This is a genomic window from Sphingomonas sp. PP-CE-3A-406 (genome assembly GCF_003688625.1).
Classification (GTDB): Bacteria; Pseudomonadota; Alphaproteobacteria; order Sphingomonadales; family Sphingomonadaceae; genus Sphingomonas.
The window spans coordinates 859,304-882,302 of record NZ_RCWY01000001.1; the positions used below are offsets into that span (position 1 = coordinate 859,304).

Annotated in this window: 22 protein-coding genes and 1 tRNA gene; 12 read left to right on the forward strand and 11 right to left on the reverse strand. The window is 65.7% G+C overall.

The features are described from left to right. Positions 1-144 precede the first annotated feature (144 nt). The gene (gene serB / locus C8J44_RS03750) at positions 145-1,026 is read right to left on the reverse strand and encodes a phosphoserine phosphatase SerB (RefSeq protein WP_056050315.1); all 882 of its coding nucleotides are present in this window, start codon (positions 1,024-1,026) and stop codon (positions 145-147) included. On the opposite strand from serB, the gene miaA reads away from it, so the two are divergent. From miaA to C8J44_RS03775, 5 genes are all read left to right on the forward strand, one after another. Further along, positions 1,019-1,948 carry a tRNA (adenosine(37)-N6)-dimethylallyltransferase MiaA gene (gene miaA / locus C8J44_RS03755; protein WP_121903388.1) on the forward strand — a complete coding sequence of 310 codons (930 nt, stop codon included), beginning with the start codon at positions 1,019-1,021 and terminating at the stop codon, positions 1,946-1,948. The two genes, serB and miaA, sit on opposite strands and share 8 nt — an antisense overlap. An 82-nt stretch (positions 1,949-2,030) precedes the next feature. After that, positions 2,031-3,779 carry an acetolactate synthase 3 large subunit gene (locus tag C8J44_RS03760; RefSeq protein ID WP_121903389.1) on the forward strand — a complete coding sequence of 583 codons (1,749 nt, stop codon included), beginning with the start codon at positions 2,031-2,033 and terminating at the stop codon, positions 3,777-3,779. Between the two features lie 137 nt (positions 3,780-3,916). After that, positions 3,917-4,432, forward strand: coding sequence for an acetolactate synthase small subunit (gene ilvN, locus C8J44_RS03765; RefSeq protein ID WP_056048113.1), 516 nt, complete (start codon positions 3,917-3,919; stop codon positions 4,430-4,432). A gap of 92 nt (positions 4,433-4,524) precedes the next feature. Next, the gene (ilvC, locus tag C8J44_RS03770; protein ID WP_121903390.1) at positions 4,525-5,544 is read left to right on the forward strand and encodes a ketol-acid reductoisomerase; all 1,020 of its coding nucleotides are present in this window, start codon (positions 4,525-4,527) and stop codon (positions 5,542-5,544) included. Between the two features lie 447 nt (positions 5,545-5,991). Then, positions 5,992-6,597: a YceI family protein gene (locus tag C8J44_RS03775; protein ID WP_121903391.1), complete on the forward strand. Its 606-nt coding sequence runs from the start codon at positions 5,992-5,994 to the stop codon at positions 6,595-6,597. A gap of 12 nt (positions 6,598-6,609) precedes the next feature. Here the strand turns inward: C8J44_RS03775 and C8J44_RS03780 are convergent, their stop codons facing one another. Next, positions 6,610-6,954, reverse strand: coding sequence for a hypothetical protein (locus C8J44_RS03780; protein ID WP_121903392.1), 345 nt, complete (start codon positions 6,952-6,954; stop codon positions 6,610-6,612). Positions 6,955-7,214: 260 nt separating this feature from the next. Between C8J44_RS03780 and leuA the strand changes: the two genes are divergently transcribed. Then, positions 7,215-8,873 carry a 2-isopropylmalate synthase gene (leuA, locus tag C8J44_RS03785; protein ID WP_121903393.1) on the forward strand — a complete coding sequence of 553 codons (1,659 nt, stop codon included), beginning with the start codon at positions 7,215-7,217 and terminating at the stop codon, positions 8,871-8,873. Between the two features lie 154 nt (positions 8,874-9,027). Here the strand turns inward: leuA and C8J44_RS03790 are convergent, their stop codons facing one another. Genes C8J44_RS03790 through folE form a run of 3 tightly spaced genes read right to left on the reverse strand, consistent with a single transcriptional unit; the run spans position 9,028 to position 10,767 of the window. Next, the gene (locus C8J44_RS03790) at positions 9,028-9,378 is read right to left on the reverse strand and encodes a dihydroneopterin aldolase (protein WP_121903394.1); all 351 of its coding nucleotides are present in this window, start codon (positions 9,376-9,378) and stop codon (positions 9,028-9,030) included. Then, positions 9,371-10,129, reverse strand: a complete 759-nt coding sequence (locus tag C8J44_RS03795) for an SDR family NAD(P)-dependent oxidoreductase (protein WP_121903395.1) — start codon at positions 10,127-10,129, stop codon at positions 9,371-9,373. Before C8J44_RS03795 ends, C8J44_RS03790 begins: the two co-directional genes overlap by 8 nt. Then, positions 10,129-10,767, reverse strand: coding sequence for a GTP cyclohydrolase I FolE (gene folE, locus C8J44_RS03800; protein ID WP_243645646.1), 639 nt, complete (start codon positions 10,765-10,767; stop codon positions 10,129-10,131). The genes C8J44_RS03795 and folE overlap by 1 nt, the downstream gene beginning before the upstream one ends. A 203-nt stretch (positions 10,768-10,970) precedes the next feature. Here folE and C8J44_RS03805 point away from each other — a divergent pair, with 203 nt between their 5' ends. Further along, positions 10,971-13,931 (forward strand): TonB-dependent receptor, encoded by a 2,961-nt coding sequence (locus C8J44_RS03805; RefSeq protein ID WP_121903396.1) that lies wholly within the window; start codon positions 10,971-10,973, stop codon positions 13,929-13,931. A 436-nt stretch (positions 13,932-14,367) separates the two neighbouring features. Here C8J44_RS03805 and fghA read toward each other — a convergent pair whose 3' ends face one another. Genes fghA through C8J44_RS03820 form a run of 3 tightly spaced genes read right to left on the reverse strand, consistent with a single transcriptional unit; the run spans position 14,368 to position 16,705 of the window. Further along, positions 14,368-15,204 (reverse strand): S-formylglutathione hydrolase, encoded by an 837-nt coding sequence (gene fghA / locus C8J44_RS03810; protein ID WP_121903397.1) that lies wholly within the window; start codon positions 15,202-15,204, stop codon positions 14,368-14,370. Beyond that, complete coding sequence (locus C8J44_RS03815) at positions 15,204-15,587, reverse strand: VOC family protein (RefSeq protein ID WP_121903398.1); 384 nt, start codon at positions 15,585-15,587, stop codon at positions 15,204-15,206. Before C8J44_RS03815 ends, fghA begins: the two co-directional genes overlap by 1 nt. Before the next feature lie 11 nt (positions 15,588-15,598). Beyond that, positions 15,599-16,705, reverse strand: a complete 1,107-nt coding sequence (locus C8J44_RS03820) for an S-(hydroxymethyl)glutathione dehydrogenase/class III alcohol dehydrogenase (RefSeq protein WP_121903399.1) — start codon at positions 16,703-16,705, stop codon at positions 15,599-15,601. Between the two features lie 119 nt (positions 16,706-16,824). On the opposite strand from C8J44_RS03820, the gene C8J44_RS03825 reads away from it, so the two are divergent. The 5 genes from C8J44_RS03825 (at position 16,825) to C8J44_RS03845 (ending at position 20,282) form a co-directional block, all read left to right on the forward strand. Next, a complete protein-coding gene (locus C8J44_RS03825; RefSeq protein ID WP_056048079.1) occupies positions 16,825-17,028 on the forward strand; it encodes a DUF2945 domain-containing protein in 204 nt (67 codons plus the stop codon). Between the two features lie 47 nt (positions 17,029-17,075). Next, positions 17,076-17,336, forward strand: coding sequence for an SWIB/MDM2 domain-containing protein (locus C8J44_RS03830; protein WP_056411383.1), 261 nt, complete (start codon positions 17,076-17,078; stop codon positions 17,334-17,336). 194 nt (positions 17,337-17,530) lie between these two features. Then, positions 17,531-17,607: transfer RNA gene (locus C8J44_RS03835), tRNA-Arg, on the forward strand. Positions 17,608-17,680: 73 nt separating this feature from the next. After that, entirely contained in the window at positions 17,681-18,556 is an 876-nt protein-coding gene (locus C8J44_RS03840) for an exonuclease domain-containing protein (protein ID WP_259466693.1), read from the forward strand. 109 nt (positions 18,557-18,665) lie between these two features. Further along, entirely contained in the window at positions 18,666-20,282 is a 1,617-nt protein-coding gene (locus tag C8J44_RS03845) for a carboxylesterase/lipase family protein (RefSeq protein WP_220683071.1), read from the forward strand. Between the two features lie 4 nt (positions 20,283-20,286). Here C8J44_RS03845 and C8J44_RS03850 read toward each other — a convergent pair whose 3' ends face one another. From C8J44_RS03850 to C8J44_RS03860, 3 genes are read right to left on the reverse strand one after another with little or no spacing between them, the layout of a single operon-like run. Then, positions 20,287-21,387: a lactonase family protein gene (locus tag C8J44_RS03850; protein ID WP_121903400.1), complete on the reverse strand. Its 1,101-nt coding sequence runs from the start codon at positions 21,385-21,387 to the stop codon at positions 20,287-20,289. Between the two features lie 16 nt (positions 21,388-21,403). After that, positions 21,404-22,345 (reverse strand): DUF979 domain-containing protein, encoded by a 942-nt coding sequence (locus C8J44_RS03855; RefSeq protein WP_121903830.1) that lies wholly within the window; start codon positions 22,343-22,345, stop codon positions 21,404-21,406. Beyond that, complete coding sequence (locus tag C8J44_RS03860; protein WP_121903401.1) at positions 22,342-22,995, reverse strand: DUF969 domain-containing protein; 654 nt, start codon at positions 22,993-22,995, stop codon at positions 22,342-22,344. The genes C8J44_RS03855 and C8J44_RS03860 overlap by 4 nt, the downstream gene beginning before the upstream one ends. Between the last annotated feature and the right edge of the window lie 4 nt (positions 22,996-22,999).

The following is a 22,999-nucleotide window of genomic DNA, read 5'->3' on the forward strand; positions in this document are numbered from 1 at the left end:
TAATTGGCCGCCAGAAACGGCGGCTGATTGGAAGCGTCCACCTCTGTTTACCCCGTCATCCTGGGCTCGACCCAGGATCCAGAGCCAAGCAGCGTAGCCTTCCTGGCTCTGGATCCTGACTTTCGTCAGGATGACGGAATTTGACTAGTCCAACACCCAATGCCGCCGCGCGATGCCTTGTGCGTACAGTAGCGCGGTAAGGTCGCCGTGATCGATCCGCGCTGCTGCGGCAGCCGCGACGATCGGCTTGGCGTGGTAGGCCATGCCCAGCCCCGCCGCCTCGATCATCGCCAAGTCGTTCGCGCCGTCACCGATCGCGAGTGCTTCCTCCACCGCAATCCCCCGCTCGGTGATCGCGGCGCGTAGCGTCGTCAGCTTCGTATTCGACCCGACGATCGGCTTGGTCACTGTCCCCGTCAGTACGCCACTCTCGATCTCCAGCACGTTGGCGATCGCGCGGTCGAAGCCGATCTCCTTGGCTACCGGCTCCGCGAACCGCGTGAAGCCGCCCGATACCAGCACCGCCAGAGCACCCCGCGCGCGCATTGTCCGGACCAACGCCTTTGCGCCCGGCATGATCGTGACGCGTTCGGTCAGACAGCGTTCGATGTCGCTTTCGGCTAGTCCCTTGAGGAGGGCTACGCGCGCATCGAGCGCCGCCTCGAAATCGAGTTCGCCGCGCATCGCGCGTTCGGTGATCTCGGCAATCTGTGGCTTGATGCCCGCGTAGTCGGCGAGTTCGTCGATGCATTCGACGGTGATCATCGTCGAGTCCATGTCGGCGACGAGCAACGTCTTGGTGCGCGTCAGGCTCGACTGTACGACCACGTCGGTCGCCACGAATGCCCCCTCGAGCGCGGTCCGAGCAGCGTCCGGCGCCATCCCGAAGATCAGGTCGGCGGCGTCCCCCTCGTCGATCCAGCCGCTAGCGCCCGGTGCGCAACCGGCGTCGCGCAAGCGGTCCATCGCGGTCGAAATATCGCCTGCGGTCAGCGTGCCCGAGGCTATAAGCGTTGCCGTGAACATAGAAACTCTCCCGAAGCTGGCGCTCATCGCAGGGCCGACCGCGAGCGGCAAGTCCGCGCTCGCGCTCGCCATCGCCGCGCGCCACGACGGCGTCGTCATCAACGCCGACTCCGCACAGGTCTATGCTGACCTCCGCATCCTCACCGCGCGCCCGTCGGCGGAAGAAGAGGCCAGCGCCCCGCACAGGCTCTTCGGTCACGTGGATGCCGCCGATGCGAGCTACTCCGCGGCGCGCTGGGCTACCGAGGCGACGCTGGCGATCCGCGACACGCTCGCGGAGGGGACGCTGCCGATTCTGGTTGGCGGGACCGGGCTCTATATCCGCACCTTGCTCGACGGTATCGCGCCTGTCCCAGACATCGACCCGGCCCTTCGCGAGGAGGTCCGCGCCCTCCCCGTCGCGGAGGCGCACGCAGCACTCACGCAACTTGATCCGCAGGCCGCGACCAAGCTCAGCGCAGCCGACACCACCCGCGTCGCCCGCGCGCTCGAAGTCGTCCGCGGTACCGGCCGTACGCTTACCGACTGGCAGACCGAGAAGGTCGGCGGGATCGGCGAGACGATCGACATCCGCGCGCTGATCCTGATCCCCGACCGCGACTGGCTCAACGCGCGCATCGACCAGCGCTTCGCCGAAATGGCCGACACCAGCCGCGAGGAAATCACCGCGCTCCTCGCCCGCATCGACATCCCGCAGGACGCGCCGATCCGCCGCGCGATCGGTGTGCCCGAGATCGCCGCCTTGGTCCGCGGCGAGACCTCGAAACCCGACGCCATCGCCGCCGGATCGCTCGCCACGCGGCGCTACGCCAAGCGCCAATATACGTGGCTCCGACACCAGCCGCCCGCCGACTGGACGCGCACCGAAGCGCTCGACCTCCCAACGCGCCTGCAGCAATTTGAAACTATATTACTAAAATGATGTTTGACACGCATCTTTTATATCGGTAGCCGGCCCCTCCACGAGACGCTAAAGGCAGCGTTCTCGCAAAGGATGATATGAAATGACCGAGAAGAGTGGAGCCGATATCCTGATCGAGGCGCTGTGCGATCTCGGCGTGGAGGTCGTCTTCGGCTATCCGGGTGGTGCCGTGCTGCCGATCTACGACGCGCTGTTTCGCTCGGGTCGGATCAAGCACATTCTGGTGCGCCACGAGCAGGCTGCGACGCATGCCGCAGAGGGTTACGCGCGCTCGACCGGCAAGCCCGGTGTGGTGCTCGTTACCTCGGGCCCCGGCGCGACCAACGCGGTCACCGGGATCACCGATGCGCTGATGGACTCGATCCCGATGGTCGTGATCACCGGCCAGGTGCCGACCGCGCTGATTGGTACCGATGCGTTCCAGGAGGCCGATACGGTCGGCATCACGCGCCATTGCTCGAAGCATAATTACCTCGTGAAGGACCCCGCCCGCCTGGGCGACGTGATCCACGAGGCGTTCCACATCGCCACCTCGGGACGTCCGGGGCCGGTGGTCGTAGACATCCCCAAGGACGTGCAGGTCGCGACCGCGCGGTACAAGAAGCCGGGGCCGATCCAGCACAAGACCTATCGCCCGCAGGTGAAGGCCGACCAGTCGCAGATCGAGCAGCTCGTCGACATGCTCGCCGCGGCCGAACGCCCGATCCTGTATACCGGCGGCGGCATCATCAATTCGGGTCCGGCCGCCAGCCAGCTGCTGTGCGAACTCGTCCGCATCACCGGCGCGCCGGTGACGTCGACGCTGATGGGCCTCGGCGCCTATCCCGCGTCCGGTCCGCAGTGGCTCGGCATGCTCGGGATGCACGGCACGTACGAGGCGAACATGGCGATGAACCAGGCCGACCTCGTCGTCGCGCTCGGCTCGCGCTTCGACGACCGCGTGACCGGGCGGCTCGATGCGTTCAGCCCGAATTCGCGAAAGGTGCATATCGACATCGATCGCTCCTCGGTGAACAAGACCGTGCGCGTCGATCTCGGGATCATCGCGGATGTCGGTCATGCGCTCGAGGACATGGTGCGGATCTGGAAGAGCCGCCAGCATCCCAAGCCCGACACGACCGACTGGCAGCGGCGGATCGCCGGCTGGCGTGCGGTGAAGTGTCTCGATTTCCCCGAGAACGATCCGAACGAGATCATGCCGCAGCGCGCGATCCGGGCGCTGTTCGATGCGACGCACGCCCGGTCACCGATCATCACGACCGAGGTCGGCCAGCACCAGATGTGGGCGGCGCAGCATTTCGGGTTCGAGAAACCGAACAAGTGGCTGACCAGCGGCGGTCTCGGCACGATGGGGTACGGCCTGCCCGCCGCGATCGGCGCGCAGCTCGGCAATCCGAATGCGCTGGTGATCGACATCGCCGGCGAGGCGTCGATCCAGATGAACATCCAGGAGCTGGCGACCGCCACGCAATACCGGTTGCCGGTGAAGATCTTCATCCTCAACAACCAGTATATGGGCATGGTCCGCCAGTGGCAGGAGCTCACGTACGAGAGCCGCTATGCGGAGAGCTATTCGGATTCGCTGCCCGATTTCGTCAAGCTCGGCGAGGCGTATGGCTGGAAGGGCATCCTGATCGAGACGCGCGACCAGCTCGACGGCGGGATCGCTGAGATGCTCGCGTATGACGGTCCGGTGATCGTCGATTGCCGCGTGTCGCAGCTGACCAACTGCTTCCCGATGATCCCGTCGGGCGCTGCGCATACCGACATGATCCTGCAGGCGAACGAAGTGTCCGGCACGATGGACGACGAAGCGAAGGCGCTCGTGTGATGGTGCCCCAGATCGCACCAGAATCCCCCTCCCGCTTGCGGGAGGGGTTAGGGGAGGGCCTGATGACCACGTCGTCGCCAGCCCTCGCCTCCCCTCCCCCGACCCCTCCCGCAAGCGGAAGGGGAGAGTAAGAAACCATGCACATTTCCCAGGAAAAGGCCGAGCGGCACACGCTCGCCGTCATCGTCGACAACGAACCGGGGATCCTCGCCCGGATCGCCGGCCTGTTCACCGCGCGCGGCTATAATATCGAGAGTCTGACGGTGAGCGAGATCACCGCCGACAAGTCGGTCAGCCGGATCACGATCGTCACCAGCGCCTCGCCGGCGACGATGGAGCAGATCATCGCGCAGCTCGACCGGCTGGTGCCGGTGCACAAGGTTACCGACCTTACGGCACAGGGCGCGCACGTCGAGCGCGAGCTTGCGCTGGTGAAGGTCCGCGGCACCGGCGACCACCGGATCGAGGCGCTGCGTCTCGCCGACGTATACCGCGCGCGCGTGGTCGATGCGACGACCTCGAGCTTCGTGTTCGAGGTCACCGGCGGCATCGACAAGATCGACAAGTTCGTCGAACTTATGGGTGAAGTCGGTCTGATCGAAGTAGCCCGAACCGGCATCGTCGCGATCGCCCGCGGCAAAGAGCCGGCTTAACCACCACAAGTTTTGTTCTCCCGCGAAGGCGGGAGCCCAGTCTGGACCTCCGCCTTCGCGGAGGGACACACCTTATCGAAAGGACCATTCCAATGCGTGTCTATTACGATCGCGACGCCGACCTGAACCTCATCACCGACAAGAAGATCGCGATCGTCGGTTATGGTTCGCAGGGCCATGCGCACGCGCAGAACCTCCGCGATTCGGGCGTCAAGGACGTCGCGATCGCACTGCGCGAAGGCTCGGCCACTGCCAAGAAGGCGATCGAGGCGGGCTTCGCGGTCAAGTCGAACAAGGAAGCCGCAGCCTGGGCGGACATCGTCATGATCCTCGCGCCCGACGAACATCAGGCGGCGATCTACGCAAGCGACCTGCACGACAACCTCAAGCAGGGTGCGACGATTGCGTTCGCGCACGGCCTCAACGTGCATTTCGGCCTGATCGAGCCCCGCGCCGATCTCGACGTCATCATGATCGCGCCGAAGGGCCCCGGCCACACGGTGCGCAGCGAGTACGTGCGCGGCGGCGGCGTCCCCTGCCTGATCGCGATCGACCAGGACAAGTCGGGCAACGCGCACGACATCGCTCTGGCATATGCATCGGGCGTCGGCGGCGGTCGCTCGGGCATCATCGAGACCAACTTCCGCGAGGAATGCGAGACCGACCTGTTCGGCGAGCAGGCCGTCCTGTGCGGCGGCATCACCCACCTGATCCAGGCCGGGTTCGAGACGCTGGTCGAAGCCGGCTACGCGCCCGAGATGGCGTATTTCGAGTGCCTCCACGAGACCAAGCTGATCGTCGACCTGCTGTATGAGGGCGGCATCGCCAACATGCGCTACTCGATCTCGAACACCGCCGAATATGGCGACATCACCACTGGGCCGCGGATCATCACCTCGGAGACCAAGGCCGAGATGAAGCGCGTCCTCGCCGACATCCAGTCGGGCCGGTTCGTGAAGAACTTCATCCTCGATAATCGTGCGGGGCAGCCTGAGCTGAAGGCGGCGCGGAAGCAGGCGCTGGCGCATCCGATCGAGAAGATCGGCTCGGAATTGCGCGGGATGATGCCTTGGATCGGGAAGAATGCCTTGGTGGACCGCGAGCGCAACTGAGCGAAGCGAACGCGCGTGAGCGCGGCCGGCACGACGAAGCCTGCCCATAGGGCACGGCTTCGCCGGGTCCGACGGGCGGGCGTTCCCGCACTCCACACCACCCCGGCGAAGGCCGGGGCCCAATTGGAACGGCTCCAGTAACGGAACGCGGTCTTCCGTTAGCCACGCCCCCAATTGGGCCCCGGCCTTCGCCGGGGTGGTTTTGTGAGTCAGAGGCCGTTCTCTCCTCCCTGTTCCCCCGCGAACGCGGGGGGCCAGGGTCTCGGGCGGTACTCGTGGTTTAGCTGGCCCCCCGCGTCTGCGGGGGAACGAGAGCTTGCGATGCACTCTACCGGGAGCGGGAGCGCGACGCCCACCAACCCAATTCCGAAACACAGCGTTGGCATAACGCCGTTTGACGCGCCCCCTCACCTCGGCCAGCATCGCGCGATCAACAGGAGACCCCGCATGCGCCTAGTCCTAGCCTCGATCCTTGCCCTTACCGCCGCCCCCATCATGGCGCAGACCGCCGCCATTCCCGGCGCCCCCGTCAAGGCACGCGTCGCCGCCGGCACCTATGCGGTCGACCCGAACCACACGCAGGTGACGTGGCAAGTCAACCACATGGGCTTCTCGATGCTCGAAGGGCAGCTCGGCGCATCGGGCGGCAGCATCACGATCGATCCCGCCAAGCCGAACGCGACCAAGGTCGAGGTGAACTTCGCGATCGACCAGCTCTCGGTCACCGCAGCGCCGTTCGCCGGCCATCTGAAGTCGAAGGACTTCTTCGACGCCGCGACCTACCCGACCGCCAAGTTCGTCTCGACCAAGGTCGTCGCGACCGGCGACAAGGCGACGATCACCGGCGACCTCACGCTCAAGGGCGTCACCAAGCCCGTCGTGCTCCAGGCGACCTTCATCGGCGCCGGCGCGAACCCGATGAACAAGAAGCTCAACTTCGGCTTCCGCGCGACGACCTCGATCAAGCGCAGCGACTTCAACCTCGGCGCCTACGCCCCGGTCGTGTCGGACAAGGTCGACCTCACGATCAACGCGGCGTTCTCGGCGAACTGATTGCGCTTCCCGCTACGACGCGGCCACGGGAACCGACAGGGTGACCGTGACCGTGACCGTGACCGTGTTCGTGGCGGAATGGATCGCAACCGCGGTCACCCAGTCGTCCTGTTGATCGGTGTAGGCCGTCTCTACCGGCGTCAGCACTGGGGCTACGATGCCGCCGGGCTCATCGGCGACGAAGTCATATCCTTGCACGCCGTCTTTTGGTGGCGTGACGTAAATGTGTTTCGACAAGGTCGGGTTCTTCCAGCCGCTGGTGTTGACGAAACCATCGGCCTCTATTTTGAGTGTCGGCGGAAGACTCTTTGCCGTTTCGACGTGGACGCATCCGATGCTGTAGATCGTCTTGGTCATGTCTCTCTCCCCATCCGGCCGATCACCGGACTACGCAGATGCTATCATGCACTCGATCCAGTGTATTCGGCAGGCTGATCCGTTTTGGCTGGACAACGATGCAGCACAGGCGATAGCGGTTGGACCAATGACGCACGGCCGCCTCCTGCTGCTTCGACTTACGCGCCCTTAGGCGCGCCGATCGTTTGCGCGGTGGCTATGCCCCGCGCCTCGCGCCTAAGGGCTGACCCGAACGCTCCCGACGACACGAGAGACTGGCCATGCTGCGCGACCCATCGACCAAATACCGTCCCTTCCCGCAAGTCGACCTGCCCGACCGCCAATGGCCGTCGAAGACGATCGTCAAGCCCCCGCGCTGGCTCTCGACCGATCTGCGCGACGGCAACCAGGCGCTGATCGACCCGATGGACGCGGAGAAGAAGACGCGGTTCTTCGACCTGCTGTGCAAGGTCGGCTTGAAGGAGATCGAGGTCGGTTTCCCGAGCGCGGGTGCGACCGAATTCGACTTCATCTCCGGCCTCGTGAAGACCGGCCGCATCCCCGACGACGTATCGATCCAGGTGCTGACCCAGTCGCGCCGCGACCTGATCGAGACGAGCTTTGCCAGCCTGGTCGGCGCGAAGACTGCGATCGTCCATCTCTACAACGCGGTGTCGCCGGCATGGCGCAAGATCGTGTTCGGCATGGACCGTGCGCAGGTGAAGCAGATCGCCGTGGATGGCGCGAAGGTGTTGCGCGACGAAGCCGCCAAGCAGCCTAACGTCTGCTGGCAGTTCGAATACAGCCCGGAGACGTTCTCGACCGCCGAACTCGATTTCAGCCTCGAGGTCTGCGAGGCGGTGATGGACGTCCTGATGCCGACGCCCGACAACCCGATCATCTTCAACCTGCCTGCTACCGTCGAGTGCGCGACGCCGAACATCTATGCCGACCAGATCGAGTGGTTCGGCCGCAACATCCGCAACCGCGACGCGGTGGCGATCTCGCTGCACACGCATAACGACCGCGGTACCGGCGTCGCGGCGGCGGAGCTCGGCATGATGGCGGGCGCGGACCGCGTCGAGGGCTGCCTGCTCGGCAATGGTGAGCGAACCGGCAATTGCGATCTCGTGACCGTCGCGCTCAACATGTACACGCAAGGCGTCGACCCGAAGCTCGACCTGTCGGACATCGACGGCGTCGTGAACACGGTCAATTACTGCACCAACATCCCCGTCCACCCGCGCACGCCCTATGCCGGCGACCTCGTTTTCACCGCGTTCTCGGGGTCGCATCAGGACGCGATCAAGAAGGGCTTCGCGGCGCAGGAGGCGAAGAACGATACGCTGTGGGAAGTGCCGTATCTCCCGATCGACCCCGCCGATCTGGGCCGCAGCTACGAGGCGGTGATCCGCGTCAACTCGCAATCCGGCAAGGGCGGCGTCGCCTGGGTGATTCAGCAGGACAAGGGCCTGAAGCTGCCCAAGCGATTGCAGGCGGACTTCAGCCGGCACGTGCAGGCCTATGCCGACGAGACCAGTCGCGAGTTGAACGCCGCGGACATCTGGGGCCTGTTCGAGCGGACCTACATGCCGCAGGCGGACGACCGGGTTGAGTTGCGCGACTACGAGGAGAGCGGCGCTTCGGGGCAGCGCGTCTTTATCGGCCGCGTCGCGATCGATGGCGAGGAGCGGTCGATCTCCGGGCGCGGCAACGGGCTAATCTCGGGCGTGATCGCGGCGATCGCCGAATCGACTGGGCCGACGCTCGACGTCGTCGACTACAACGAGCACGCGATCGGCCACGGGGCGGATGCGCAGGCGGCGGCGTATGTCGAATGCCGGACGGCCGAGGGCAAGACGGTGTTCGGCGTCGGCATGGACACCGACATCGCCACCGCCTCGGTCCGCGCGGTATTGTCGGCCGCCAACCGAGCCTGATACGCACCTCCCTCTCCCCTCCGGGGAGAGGGTCGGGGTAAGGGGCAGCCAAGCAGTGCTCCGCCCGGAACAACCCCTCACCCCAGCCCTCTCCCCGGAGGGGAGAGGGAGCAGTGCATCACTTGCGGTCGCGTAATCCCCAGCACGGGGAGGATTAGCGAGTGCGGACGATCTCGCAGCCGACGCGGGCGTCGGGGTAGACATCGGCCTTCACCGTTCGGACCTTGACCCGCCTCACCCGCTCGTCCGCCAAGCACAGCCCGGCGATCGCCTCGCAGAGCGTCTCCTGCAATGCGAACGGACGCTCCGCCGCCAGCGCGCGGATCCCCGTGCGGACGAAATCATAGTCGAGCACTTCCTCGATCGCATCCTCGCCGAGTGGGCCTGGATACATCACCGTCATCTCGACCGACACGACCACCCGCTGCGGCGCCACCTCGTGCGGATGGATGCCTAGCCGCATCATGACTTCGAAACCGTCGAGGATCGTCGTGAACTCAGCCATTGCGTCCCTCGAACATCACATCGCCATCGCGTGTCAGAAACCGTTGTCCGCAATCAACGAATACATTCTGCCCCGTCACGCCTTTTGCGTTCAGCAGCCACGCGACCGCATCCGCGACCGCCTCGGCGCCAACCGGACGCTTGAGCAAATTGTCGCTCGCCACGGCCGCGAACTCTTCTTCGCTTTGGTCGCCGCTTGGAAGGGTCAATCCCGGCGATACCGCGTTGACGGAGATACGCGGGCCAAGCGCCTGCGCGAGCATCGTCGTTGCCCCCTCCAGCGCGATCTTGCCGCAACTGTACGAGAAAAAGTCAGGGTTGAGGTTGGCCACCTTCTGGTCGAGAACATTGACCACCGCGCCATCCACAACACCGTCCTGCGACGCGAGCGCCGACGCAAGCAGCACCGGCGCGCCGCAATTGATCGCGCCAAGCTCGGCGAACAGCACCGGATCGACGCTCGACGGGCGATCGAACGCGAACTTCGATGCGCAGTTTACCAGCCCGTCGATCGGCCCCCCAATCGCTGCCCGCGCCGCCGCGAACAGGTCGCCGATTGCGCCGAGATCGCTCAGGTCCCCCGCCACCGCAGCGGCCTGCCCGCCGCCATCAACGATCTCCGCCACTAGCGCCGCCGCCTCGTCCGGCGAATGCCCTTGGTGCACAACAACGGCATGACCATCCGCCGCCAGTCGCCGGACGATCGCCGCCCCCAGCCGCTTCGCCCCGCCCGTCACCAGGACGGTTCGCATCAGACGCCGCGCCCCATCAACGCCAGCACTTCCTTGCGGCTGCGTTCGTCGTCGCGGAACACGCCCATCATCCGGCTCGTGACCATCGTCACGCCCGGCGTGCGGACGCCGCGCGCGGTCATGCAAGCATGGCTCGCCTCGATCACGACTGCGACGCCCTGCGGCTTGAGGTTGTCCCAGATGCAGTCGGCCACTTCCGCGGTCAGACGTTCCTGCACCTGCAACCGCCGCGCGAAGCCGTGCAGCACGCGCGCGAGCTTCGAAATACCGACCACATGGTCGCGCGGGAGGTACGCGATGTGCGCCTTGCCGATGATCGGCGCCATGTGATGCTCGCAATGCGACTGGAACGGGATGTCCTTCAGCAGGACGATCTCGTCATACCCGCCGACCTCCTCGAACACGCGTTCGAGGTGTTTCGCCGGATCGTCGCCATAGCCCGCGCAATATTCCTTCCACGCACGTGCAACACGACGCGGCGTATCGAGCAGCCCCTCGCGGGTCGGATCATCCCCCGCCCAGCGGATCAGCGTACGGATCGCCGACGCTACGTCTTCGGGCACAATCACCTTGCCGTCGGGACCCAGCACATCGCCCCCAGCTGGCCGCCCGTCGGACCCGTTCAGTTCATCCCGCATCGCAACACCCTTTGTCAGCATACCCAAACATCGGAACATGGGTCCTCTTTTGCAACTGTTTCATTTGAGCAACGCGCCGTAAATCCCCGTAATACGGGGTTCAAAAAGCGTTGACGGTTGATTTTTTTGGTCGTTACTTCGCCATACCTGAAAATCTAAATCGTGAATCGGCAAAGACCGGCACGATCGGGGAGAGGACTGCCATGGCAAAGTTCGAATTGCTCGCCGCATCGGCGATGATACTCCTGTCGATTGCGCCGGCAATGGCGCAGACCGCGACCACCACATCGGCCGAAAACACCGCGCCCACCAACGGGCCCGGGCAGGAAGCGCCGTCGACGCAGACCACACGAGACGTGCCCACCGCCGATCCCTACGCGTCGCAGGATATCGTGATTACCGCGCAACGCCAATCGCAGCGTCTGCAGGATGTTCCGATCGCTGTGAGCGCTTTTACCGCTGACAACATCGCCAAGCAGCAGATCGTCAACCCGAGCGCGCTTCAGCAGACGTTGCCCAACATCACCTTCACCAAGACCAACTTCACGACGTCGAGCTTCACCATCCGCGGGATCGGCGACCTGTGCACCGGCGCGACCTGCGACACCGCGACCGCGATCCACGTCAATGACATGCCGCTGGTGACGACCCGCCTGTTCGAAAGCGAGTTCTTCGACCTGGAGCGGATCGAGGTCCTCCGCGGACCTCAGGGAACGCTGTTCGGTCGCAACGCCACCTCGGGCGTGGTCAACTTCATCTCGGCCAAGCCCGATCTCTCCGGCGTGCATTCGGCGGCCGAGTTCGAATACGGCAATTACGATTCGAAGCGCGTGAAGGCGATGCTGAACCTGCCGTTCACCGACACGCTCGGCATCCGCGTCGCCGGCACCTATCTCAACCGTGACGGCTATACCAAGAACCTCTACGACGGTCGCAAGATCGACGGGCGCGACCTGTATTCGATCCGCGGCACGCTGTCGTGGGAGCCGACCAGCGACACCCGGGTCGACCTGATCGGCTATTATTTCCGCGAGAAGGATGATCGCTCGCGGTTGCAGAAGCAACTTTGCCACCGCGATCCGACCGGCATCCTCGGCTGCCTGCCCGACCGGCTCGCCAACGAGACCGCGAACGGTAACTCGACGCTGTCCGCGGTGCTCAGCTCCAACGAGTTCTTCGCGGTAAACAATCCCGCGCTTGCCCGCTTCGGGCTGCAGAGCCTGTACGGTCAGGATACCTACACCGGCGTGGTCAACCCGGCCAACGTGCGGACCGTGTCGCTCGACTACAGCCCGACCTATTTCGCCGAGGAGGAGCAATATACCGCCAAGATCTTCCACGATTTCGGCCCGGTCAGCCTGAACTTCACCGGCGGCTACACGCGTAACGCGGTCGACAGCACGACCGATTATAACCTCGCGGTCGAGAACCCGCTGGCCAACAATGTCGGGCTCGCGACGCTCAACGCGCTCGCCCGCCCTGGATCGCCGTTCGCGTTCCTGAACGGGGTGCGCCAGACGCTGATCCCCAACGGGCCTGCGGGCGGCGCGTGCCAGTCGGCGGCGGACCCCAACAACGTCGGTATCTACGGCGGCAACGCCATCGGCTGTTATCCGCAGAGCCTCGACTTCGATCGCTCGCGCCAAGTGAACCGGCAATATTCCGCCGAAGCGCATCTCGACAGCAATTTCGACGGAATATTCAACTTCCTGCTCGGCGGAATCTATGTCGACAGCAAATCCACCAACACCGACTATTTCGTCAACGCGTTCGGGCTCGATTACGCCTCGGGCATCCTCGGCTCGGCAAACGCGGCGGGGGCCGGGCTACCCGCCGGCAACGGCTATTTCCTGTCGACGCCCTTCTATCGCAACAGCGACACCGAGTTCCGCCTGAAATCCTACGGCATCTTCGGCGAGACGTATTTCAAGTTTACCGACAAGCTCAAGCTGACCGTCGGCCTGCGCTACAACCACGACAAGAAGACCGACGAGGCGCGCAACCTCGCGCTCAACGTGCTGACACCGATCGGCGCGACCGGGATCGAGCAGGGGCTGAACTACGGCACGGTCGATTTCGACCCGAACCTGCCGGGGCGTCAGGAGTTCGCCAATGCGCAAGTCAGATTCTCGCGGCTGACCGGGCGCGCGGTGCTCGACTACCGGATCACCGAGAACAACCTGCTCTATGCGTCCTATTCGCGCGGGTACAAGTCGGGCGGAATCAATCCACCGCTGCTGCCGATGTTCAACGTCAGCAGCACGTTCCTGCCCGAGCAGGTCAATGCGTACGAGATCGGCTCGAAGAACACCTTTGGCGGCGGCCGGTTCAGGCTCAACCTCACCGGCTTCTATTATCAGTACAAGAATTTGCAGCTGAGCCGGATCGTCGCGCGGACCTCAGTCAACGACAATGTCGACGCCGATATCTATGGCGTCGAGGCGGAGGCGATCATGAGCCCGATCCCGGCATTCGTCGTCAACATGAACGCAAGCTACCTGCATTCGAAGGTTTCGAGTGACAAGTTCCTGGTCAACCCGCGCGACGTGTCGGGCGGGCGTTCGGATGCGGTGATCATCAAGGACATCACCAACGCGTCGAACTGCGTCGTCGTGCCGAACGCGGCGGGCAATGCCGCGCTGTCGAACGGCTATGTCGCCGCAGTCAATCGCGCGATCGGCCTGCGCGCGCCGACTGCGATCCCGACGGTGGCGGCGACCGGCGCGTTCGGGATCTGCTCCGCGCTCGGCGCCAACGCCGCGGCGAGCGGCGTGTCGGTGCTCGACGGCGTGACCACCAACATCCGCGGCAACCGCCTGCCGCAGGCACCGACGTACAAATGGTCGGTGGGCGCACAGTACACGATCGACTTCGCCAACGGCATGAGCCTCGTCCCGCGTGCCGACCTCAACTATACCGGCGGGTTCGCGGCGAGCATCTTCAACACCGCGATCGATCGGATCCCCGGCTATGAGGTCGTCAACATGCAGGTCCAGCTCAACGCCCGCGAAGACCGCTTCTACGTCCGCGCCTATGTGCAGAACCTGACCAAGAACGATGCGACAACCGGGCAGTATGTGACCGACCAGTCGGCCGGGCTGTTCACCAACATCTTCACGATCGAACCCCGCCGGTACGGCGTGGCGGCCGGGTTCAAGTTCTGAGGCGGCGCACCCCTCGGACGCTCCGGTTGCTCTAACGATCCTCCCCGGCAGTGGGAGGTGGCGCCGAAGGCGACGGAGGGGGCGGACACGGAACAGATGTTTCCCTTATCGCCCCCTCCGTCTGGCAGCGCCAGCCACATCCCCCGGGCGGGGAGGATCCCACGACACGGCCGTCATCCTGACGAAAGTCAGGATCCAGAGCCAATCAGCGCGGCATTCGTGACCCTGGGTCCTGACTTTCGTCAGGATGACGTGCGGGTGGGGCTACGTGCTGGCTCATGCAGAGCTTGGACTCTCCCTTGCCCTCACCCTTCCCACGGCGAAGACCCAAGAGCCCCTTCCCTCTCCCATCGGGAGAGGGATAGACGCCGAAGGCGGCGAGGGTGAGGGCACGGCCTGCAGACCGATAGTCTTGCAGCATGCGGAGCGGCGGCGGTTAGCGCCTGAGCCGCTCCGCATGCCACGCGACATGGTCCGTCATAAACGTCGAAATGAAGTTGTAGCTGTGATCATACCCCCGCTGCATCCGCAACGTCAGGTCGATCCCCGCCGCCTCGCACGCCGCAACCAGCAACTCGGGCTTCAACTGCTCGACCAGGAAACCATCCGCCTCCCCCTGATCGACTAGGATCTCCCCCACCCGCGCGCCATCCTCGATCAGCGCGCAGGCGTCGTAAGCGCGCCACGCCGTCCGGTCCGCCCCGAGATACCCGCCAAGCGCCTTCTCGCCCCAGGCGCACTGCAACGGCGCCACGATCGGCGCGAACGCCGATATGCTGCGGAATCGCTCCGGATTGCGTAGCGCGATCGTCAGCGCACCATGACCACCCATCGAGTGCCCGAAGATCCCCTGACGCGCCATGTCCGCCACCGGAAACTCCGCCGCGATCAACGCCGTCAGTTCGTCCTCGACATAGGACTGCATCCGGAAGTTCTTCGCCCAGGGTTCCTCGGTCGCATCGACGTAGAAGCCGGCGCCTTTGCCGAAGTCGTACGCGTCGTCGTCCGGCACGTCGTCACCGCGCGGCGAGGTATCCGGCGCGACCAGGATCACGCCCAGTTCTGCACACGCGCGCCGGTACTCGCCCTTGTCCATGACGTTGGCGTGCGTGCAGGTGAGCCCCGACAGGAACCACAACACCGGCAACCGGGCCCCCTCGTCACGAGGCGGCACGTACACCGCGAAGGTCATGTCGGTGCCGGTCGCGGTCGAGGCGTGGCGGTAGACACCCTGCGTGCCGCCATACGCCTTGCTGGTGGAGACGGTTTCCATCACGCGACCCTATGCAATGCGCAGATCTTGTTCCCCGACGGATCGCGCAGATAGGCGAGATACAGCTTCCGCCCTCCCGTAGCCTCCCGCACGCCCGGCGGATCCTCACAGGCCGTCCCGCCATGCGCGAGACCCGCGGCGTGCCATGCATCCGCAGCCTCGGTCGAGGCCGCCGCGAACCCCATCGTGCTGCCGTTGCCGTGGCTAGCCGGCTCCCCATCGATAGGCTTCGTCAGCAGAAAGCGCCCGCCGTCATGAGCATAGACCACCCGCCCCCATTCGTCCGTGACGCCTTCGGGCACGCCAAGCGCGCCCAAAGCCGCGTCGTAGAACGCTTTCGACACGGCGACGTCGCTCGCGCCAAGCATGATATGCGTGAACATGCGCTCGCCCCTCAGTAGATCACGACGGAGCGGATGCTCTCGCCGGCGTGCATCAGGTCGAAACCCTTGTTGATCTCGTCGAGCGTCAGGCGGTGCGTGATCATCGGGTCGATCTCGATCATCCCGTTCATGTACCAGTCGACGATCTTCGGCGTATCGGTCCGCCCACGCGCGCCGCCGAATGCCGTCCCGCGCCAGTTGCGTCCGGTGACCAGCTGGAACGGCCGCGTCGAGATCTCCTTCCCTGCCTCGGCCACGCCGATCACGATCGAGGTGCCCCAGCCGCGGTGGCACGCCTCGAGCGCCTGCCGCATCACGGTCGTGTTGCCGGTCGCGTCGAAGGTATAGTCCGCGCCGCCATCGGTGATCGCCACGATGTGCTGGACGATATCCCCCACATCTTTCGGATTGGCGAAGTGAGTCATGCCGAAGCGACGCCCCCATTCTTCGCGGTCCGGATTGATGTCGACGCCGACGATCATGCCGGCCCCTGCAAGCCGCGCGCCCTGGATCACGTTGAGCCCAATCCCGCCAAGTCCGAACACGACGACCGTATCGCCCGGCTGGACCTTCGCCGTATGCACCACCGCGCCGACGCCCGTCGTCACGCCGCAGCCGACATAGCACGAGGTATCGAACGGCGCGTCCTCGCGGATCTTCGCGACAGCGATCTCGGGCAACACGGTGAAGTTCGAGAAGGTCGAGCAGCCCATATAATGGAAGATCGGCTGGCCCTTGTAGCTGAACCGCGTCGTGCCGTCGGGCATCAGCCCCTTGCCTTGCGTGGCGCGGATCGCGGTGCACAGGTTGGTCTTGCCGCTGAGGCACGACTTACACTGGCGGCACTCGGGCGTGTAGAGTGGGATGACGTGATCACCGACCGCGACGCTGGTCACGCCCGCGCCGATCTCGCGAACGATGCCGGCGCCTTCATGCCCCAGCACGCTCGGGAAAAGACCTTCCGAATCAAGCCCGTCGAGCGTGTACGCGTCGGTATGGCAGATGCCCGTCGCCATGATTTCGACGAGCACTTCGCCGAATTTCGGCCCTTCGAGGTCGAGTTCGACGATCTCGAGCGGTTTTTTTGCCTCGAAGGCTACGGCGGCGCGGGTCTTCATGAGTGAATCTCCTTGATTGCCGCCCTGATGGCCCTCGCGCCCCGGCTCCGCAACCCGTAGGCGATGCAACCAATGCCGCGTTCCCGCGCTTGATCCTTTCAAATCAAGGAGATGGCGCGATGAAGGATCCAAAGAAGGGCGACGAGGTCACCTGGAAATCGCACGGCGGCGAGGCGCACGGCACGGTCGAGAAGAAGCAGACCAGCGACACGAAGATCAAGGGCCACACCGTCAAGGCTTCCAAGGAGGAGCCCCAGTTCATCGTAAGGAGTGACAAGGGCGGCAAGGCAGCGCACAAGGCGGACGCGCTCACCAAGGCGTGACCACGCGCGCAGTGCCTAACGCACGCGCGCAACAGGAAGGAATGCTTATGGCTACAGCTCCCAAGACCGGCGGCATCCACGCCCCCGTCCAGCCCTCTCCCGAGCTCGGCGAGATCGTCGGCAACGACAAGCTGCCGCGCAGCGAAGTGATCAGCAAGGTGTGGGTCTACATCAAGGCCAACAACCTCCAGAACCCCGAGAACAAGCGCGAGATTCTGGCTGACGAGAAGCTGAAGAAGGTCTTCGGGCGTGACAAGTGCACGATGTTCGAGATGAACAAGTACATCTCGCAGCACGTCAAGGCCTAACCGCCCGCACTGCACGGCAAGCGGCGACGGGGCATCGTAAACGATACCCGTCGCCCTTGATCGCCTCTCCAAGACCCCCACTACCCAAGCGCCGGTCTGATCGTCCTGCCCGTAGTGGCCACGCAATCAGCTTTGGCCGATCACCAACCGGGTGCTTGATCGCCTCATCCGACCGTCGTACTGCGCACTCGGATGCCCCCGTAGCTCAGCCGGATAGAGCGACGGTTTCCTAAACCGTAGGCCGCGTGTTCAAATCTCGCCGGGGGCACCAGCTTTTCCGCGACCGTCATGTCCTTGCCGTCAAAGATGTTTATCCGGCTCTCGCACGCGTGCATGGAGGCGGGATGCTTTCGACCGCGATGCTCGCCGATGCCGTAATCCTGCAGCCCGACTTCGTCGTCATCGACGTCGAAACCGCGTGTTCGCGGGTCAGCAGCATCTGCCAGATCGGCATCGTCGGGTTCCGCGACGGCTGCGAGATCTTCGACTACGAGACGCTGGTCGACCCGCACGACGAATTCCACCTGTTCAACACGCGCATCCACGGCATCGCCGAGCATCACGTCGTCGGCCAGCCGAGCTTTGCCGACGTCCATGCCATCGTCGATCGCCATCTGAGCGGCCGCACGACCGTCGCGCACTCGTATTTCGACAAGGGGGCTCTCGCAGCCGCCTGCCGGGTTCATGACCGCCCGGCGATCGAGACGGTATGGCTCGACAGCGTCCGCGTCGCCAAGCGCGCCTGGCCCGATCTGGAAAGCCACCGGCTCGGCCTGCTCGCGCGATATCTCGGCATCGCGCACAAGCATCACGACGCGCTGAGCGATGCGCGCGCGGCCGGCTGGGTGATCGTCAAGGCGATCGATCATACCGGAATCGCGCTCGACGAATGGCTCGCCCCGCCGCGCAAGCCCGGCCCCGCCCCCCGTCCAGCGTTCTCCGGACCGCTCGCTGGCGAGCGCATCGCGCTCCTCGGCGCGCCGCGCGACGGGGCGTTGGCGGAGCGGATCGCGGCGCTCGGCGGCCGGATCGTGTCGGCGGTCGGCAACACCACGACGCTGCTCGTGATCGCGGGGCGTGCGCCGTTCAGCTACTCGGTGCGCAACAGCGGTGCGTATCGCCGGGCGGAACATTATCGAAGGCTCGGCGGCGCGATCCGGATCGTCTCCGACTTCGAGCTCGGCGTTGCGGACGGGGTTGCAGGACCGACCGGCGCCTGAAGATACGGTATCGTCCCCCCAACGGGGAGATTGCTGCGCGGATGGCCCTTTACCTTGGCAACGTCCCGGCAACCTGCGACCGTCGCTCCAAACCAAAATGGAGGATGACATGCGGGCAGCGATAATGGCCATGGCAAGCGGAGCGGCGCTGGCGAGCGGCATGCTGGCGGTACCAGCGATCGCGCAACAGGCGCGCGTTGCGGAGGGCATGCTCGGCGGCACGCGTCTGGCGACTTCGACGGCGGCGGCGGCGGCGGCGGCGGCGGCGCCCCCCGTCGACGCATATCTCGGCATCCCCTACGCCACGCCGCCGATCGGTGCGCTCCGGTGGCAACCACCCAAGCCCGCTGCCCGTTGGAGCGGCGTGCGCCAGGCCGACACGTTCGGGCCGCGCTGCATGCAACAGCCGTTGTTCGCCGACATGAAGTTTCGCTCGCCGCGGATCGACGAGGATTGCCTGACGCTCAACGTCTGGACGCCTGCCGGCACCAAGCCGGGCGCGAAGCTTCCCGTGCTGTTCTACATCCACGGCGGCGGCGCGATCGCCGGCGACGGTTCCGAACTTCGCTACGACGGTGCGGCGATGGCGCGTCAGGGGATCGTCGTCGTCACGATCAACTATCGCCTCGGCGTGTTCGGCTTCCTCGCGACCGGCGAGATGGCGACGGAATCCCCGGCGCATGCCGCGGGCAATTACGGATTGCTCGATCAGGCGGCGGCGCTCGAATGGGTCCGTCGCAATGCGGCCGCGTTCGGCGGCGATCCCGCACGGATCACGATCGGCGGCGAAAGCGCAGGCTCGATGTCGGTCAGCGTGCTGATGACGTCGCCGCTGACCCGGACGCGGTTCGCGCGCGCGATCGGCGAAAGCGGGGGTGTCCTTCCGCCGACCTTCCGGCCGAAACCGCTCGCGACCGCCACGACGCAAGGCGAGGCGTTTGCCCGCGCTGCTGGAGCCACCTCGCTGGCCGCCCTCCGTGCGATGCCCGCGGCCGATCTGCTCAAGGCGCAGGATCAGGCGCACGCGGGGGCGGACTTCATCGTCGACGGGCTGTTCCTCACCGAACCGCCGATCGATACTTACACCGCGGGTCATGCCGCCCGCGTGCCGTTGCTGGTCGGCTCGAATTCGCAGGAGGGCGCGTGGACCAGCATCCTGCGCGGTCAGCCGCCTACCGTCGCCAACTACCGCGCCGCGATCGGTACGCTCTACGCGGACCCGGACGCGCTGTTCGCGCTGTATCCGGCAGCATCCGACGCCGCGGTTCCCGCCGCCGCGACCGCGCTGGCGAGCGACGCGTTTCTCGGCGCATCGACCTGGCAATGGTTCGACCTGCATCGCCGCTCGCGACAGCCGACCTATTATTATTATTTCGCACACCCGCGGCCGCGGGCGCTGCCGCCGCTGACCAATCCCGATGTCGCACCGCTTGGCGCGGTGCACAGCGCGGAGATCGAATATGCGCTGGGCAATCTCGATACCAACCCGGCCTATGCCTGGACCGCGGACGACCGCCGGATCTCGGCGGTCTTCCAGGGGTATTTCACAGCGTTCATCAAGACGGGCAATCCCAACGCCGCCGGGTTACCACGCTGGTCGCCGGCCGTACCCGGCGCGGGACCGATCCAGCGGCAGACGATCGACGTGACCACCGGGTCGACGCCGTTCGAGGCGCAGGCGCGCTACGAGGCGGCGGTGCCGTTGCTCGAACGTCGCGCGCGCTGACCGGTCAAAGCCGGCCGAGGAAGACCGCGCCCGGTACGGCGAGCTGTTTTCCGGTCGCGGACAGCCTGCCATCCGGACCGATCGCGAAGATCGCCAGCGTCGCCGATCGTTCGTTGGCGACCACCATCCGGCGCGCGTCGTCGAGCAGCAGGAAGAAGCGCGGCCAGTCGCCACCGCTGGCAATGTGCTGGAGCAGCGTCGGTACCCCCGCCGCATCGAGCGCGAACACGGCGATGCCGTTCTGTCCGCGGTTCGAGACGTAGAGCCGCCGGCCGGTCGGATCGATCGCGATATGCGCCGCCTGCGACGCGCCGCGATAGCCCACCGGCAACGTCGACAGCCGCGACCGCGTGACGAAGCGGCCGTCCGCGCCCGCATCGAGCGTCACCAGCGTGTTCGAAAGCTCGCATACGACATAGGCGCGCGGCAATCTTTGGTGATGCACGAGGTGGCGTGGCCCCGCGCCAGAATCCGCGTGCCAAGCCGCAACCGGGCGAGCCAGCGTCCGCGCTGTCGCATCGAAGCGATAGGCGTAGAGCGTGTCCGTCCCGAGATCTATCGAGTGCAGCCACCGCCGGTCCGGGCTGAAGCCGACCCAATGCGCGTGCGGCCCTTCCTGACGTGCCGTATTGGGCCCCTTGCCGACATGGTCGAACAGCACCGGGTCGCCCGGCACGCCGGTCCGCGGATCGAGCCGGTGGAACGCCACGCCGCCGCTGGAATAATTCGCGATCGCAAGGCAGCCGCTGGCGCGGTCGAGCGCGACGTAGCACGGATCCGCACCCTTGGTGGGGGCGGTCCCGCGTTTCGTCCAGCCCGGCGCATACGCCGAAATCTCGCCCTGCGTCTGTTCGCGCACGAGGTAATAGGCGCCGCCGGGGCCGCCTCCCACGCCGAACGACGCGTCGTCGATCCGGGGAATCGGTGCCTCGACCTGCCACCGGTCGCGATCGGGATCGTAACCGATCGGGTAGAGGCCCTTGCCGCCCTCTCGCGAGTAGGTTCCTGCGATCAGCCGTACCGAGCGCTTTGCCGCCGCGGGTACGGCGATCGTCGCCGCCATCGCGGTCAGCGCGGATCGTCGCGTCATCGTCCAGTCGGTCATCGCAAACCCCTCACAGTCACCTGAACCCGAGCCAGTACAGCAAGCCGATGTTGACCGCGAGCAGCGGCAGTGCAGTCGGCACCTGCGCGCGGATGACGGCGTTCCTGTCCTTCAACTCGAGCAACGCCGCGGGGACGAGATTGAAGTTCGCCGCCATCGGCGTCATCAGCGTGCCGCAGAACCCGCTGAGCATGCCAATCGCCGCGACCACCGCGGGGTCGCCGCCGTAATGCCGCACGAGCAGCGGGATGCCGATCGCCGCCGCCATCACCGGGAACGCCGCGAACGCGTTGCCCATGATCATCGTGAACAGCGCCATGCCGAGCGTATAGGCGAGCACCGCGCCGATCAGGCTCCCCTCGGGGATCGCGTGGCCGGCGAGACCGCCGACGACATCGCCGACGCCGGCCAGCGCGAACACCGCGCCGAGGCTTGCCAGCATCTGCGGGAGGACCGCAGCCCAGCCGATCGCATCCATCAGCCTGACGCCCTCGGCGAGCGGCGTCGCGACGCGCGGGCGGAACCAGAGGTGCATCGCGACCAGCGCGATCAGAACGCCGCAGGTCAGCGCGACGAGCGTTGCCTGCTTCGGGTCGACGAGGCTCGGGACTGCGCGGAACAGGACCGTGCCGCCAAGTGCTGCGGCCGGGATGATCAGTGCGGGCAGGAATATCCAATTGCCGAGCCGGGCGGCCTCGACACGCCGTTCGTCGAGCGTGGTGGTGGCACGCCCGCCCCGCCCCATCGCACCCGAGCCGGCAATCGCGACGAGCGCCAGGACGAGGATACCGTTACCGACATCGCCCAGCCGCCCGCCAAGCAGGAAGCTGATCGCCAGCACCGCGTAGAACGCCGCATTGCCGAAGCGCTTCGGGTTGGCGCGATCGGTCAAGCTCAGGACCCCGAACGCCGCGAACATCAGGCCGGCGACGCCGTAGATGAAGCCGGTGCCGATCACCGCGCGCGTGCCAGCCGGCGGTCGAGCAGCCACAGGCGGAAGCCGTGGATCAGGAATGCGGCAATCGCGGTCGGGATCGCCCACATCGAGAGGTGGAGCGGCTGGATGACGATGCCATAGCCTTCGAGGACACCCTTCATCAGCAGGATCGAGCCGATCGCGATGAAGATATCCTCGCCGAAGAAGAGCCCGATGTTATCGGTCGCGGCCGCCATCGCCGGGATGCGGTCGCCGCCGGTCGCAACGCCCTGCGCTTCGGCGGCGGCTTCGGCCATCGGCGCAACGAGCGGCCGGACGCTTTGTGCGGGGCCGGCGATCGAGGTCAGGCCGAGCGCCGCGGTCAACTGGCGGAACAGCAGGTACCCTATCAGCAAGCGCCCGACCGTCGCACCACGCAGCTTGCCGATCGCGAGCCGCGCGCGTTCCTGCAATCCGTGGCGTTCGAGCATCCCGATCACCGGCAGCACGATGTAGATCACGGTGACGTAGCGGTTCTCGTTGAACGCCTTCCCGAACGCGGCGAGGATCGCGAGTGGGGCAAGTCCAGCGGCGAGCCCGGTGACGAGTGCGGACACCGCGACGACGAGCAGTGGATTGAACCGGAGCAGGAAGCCGGCGACGATCACCGCGATGCCGCAAAGAACCAGCATCGAC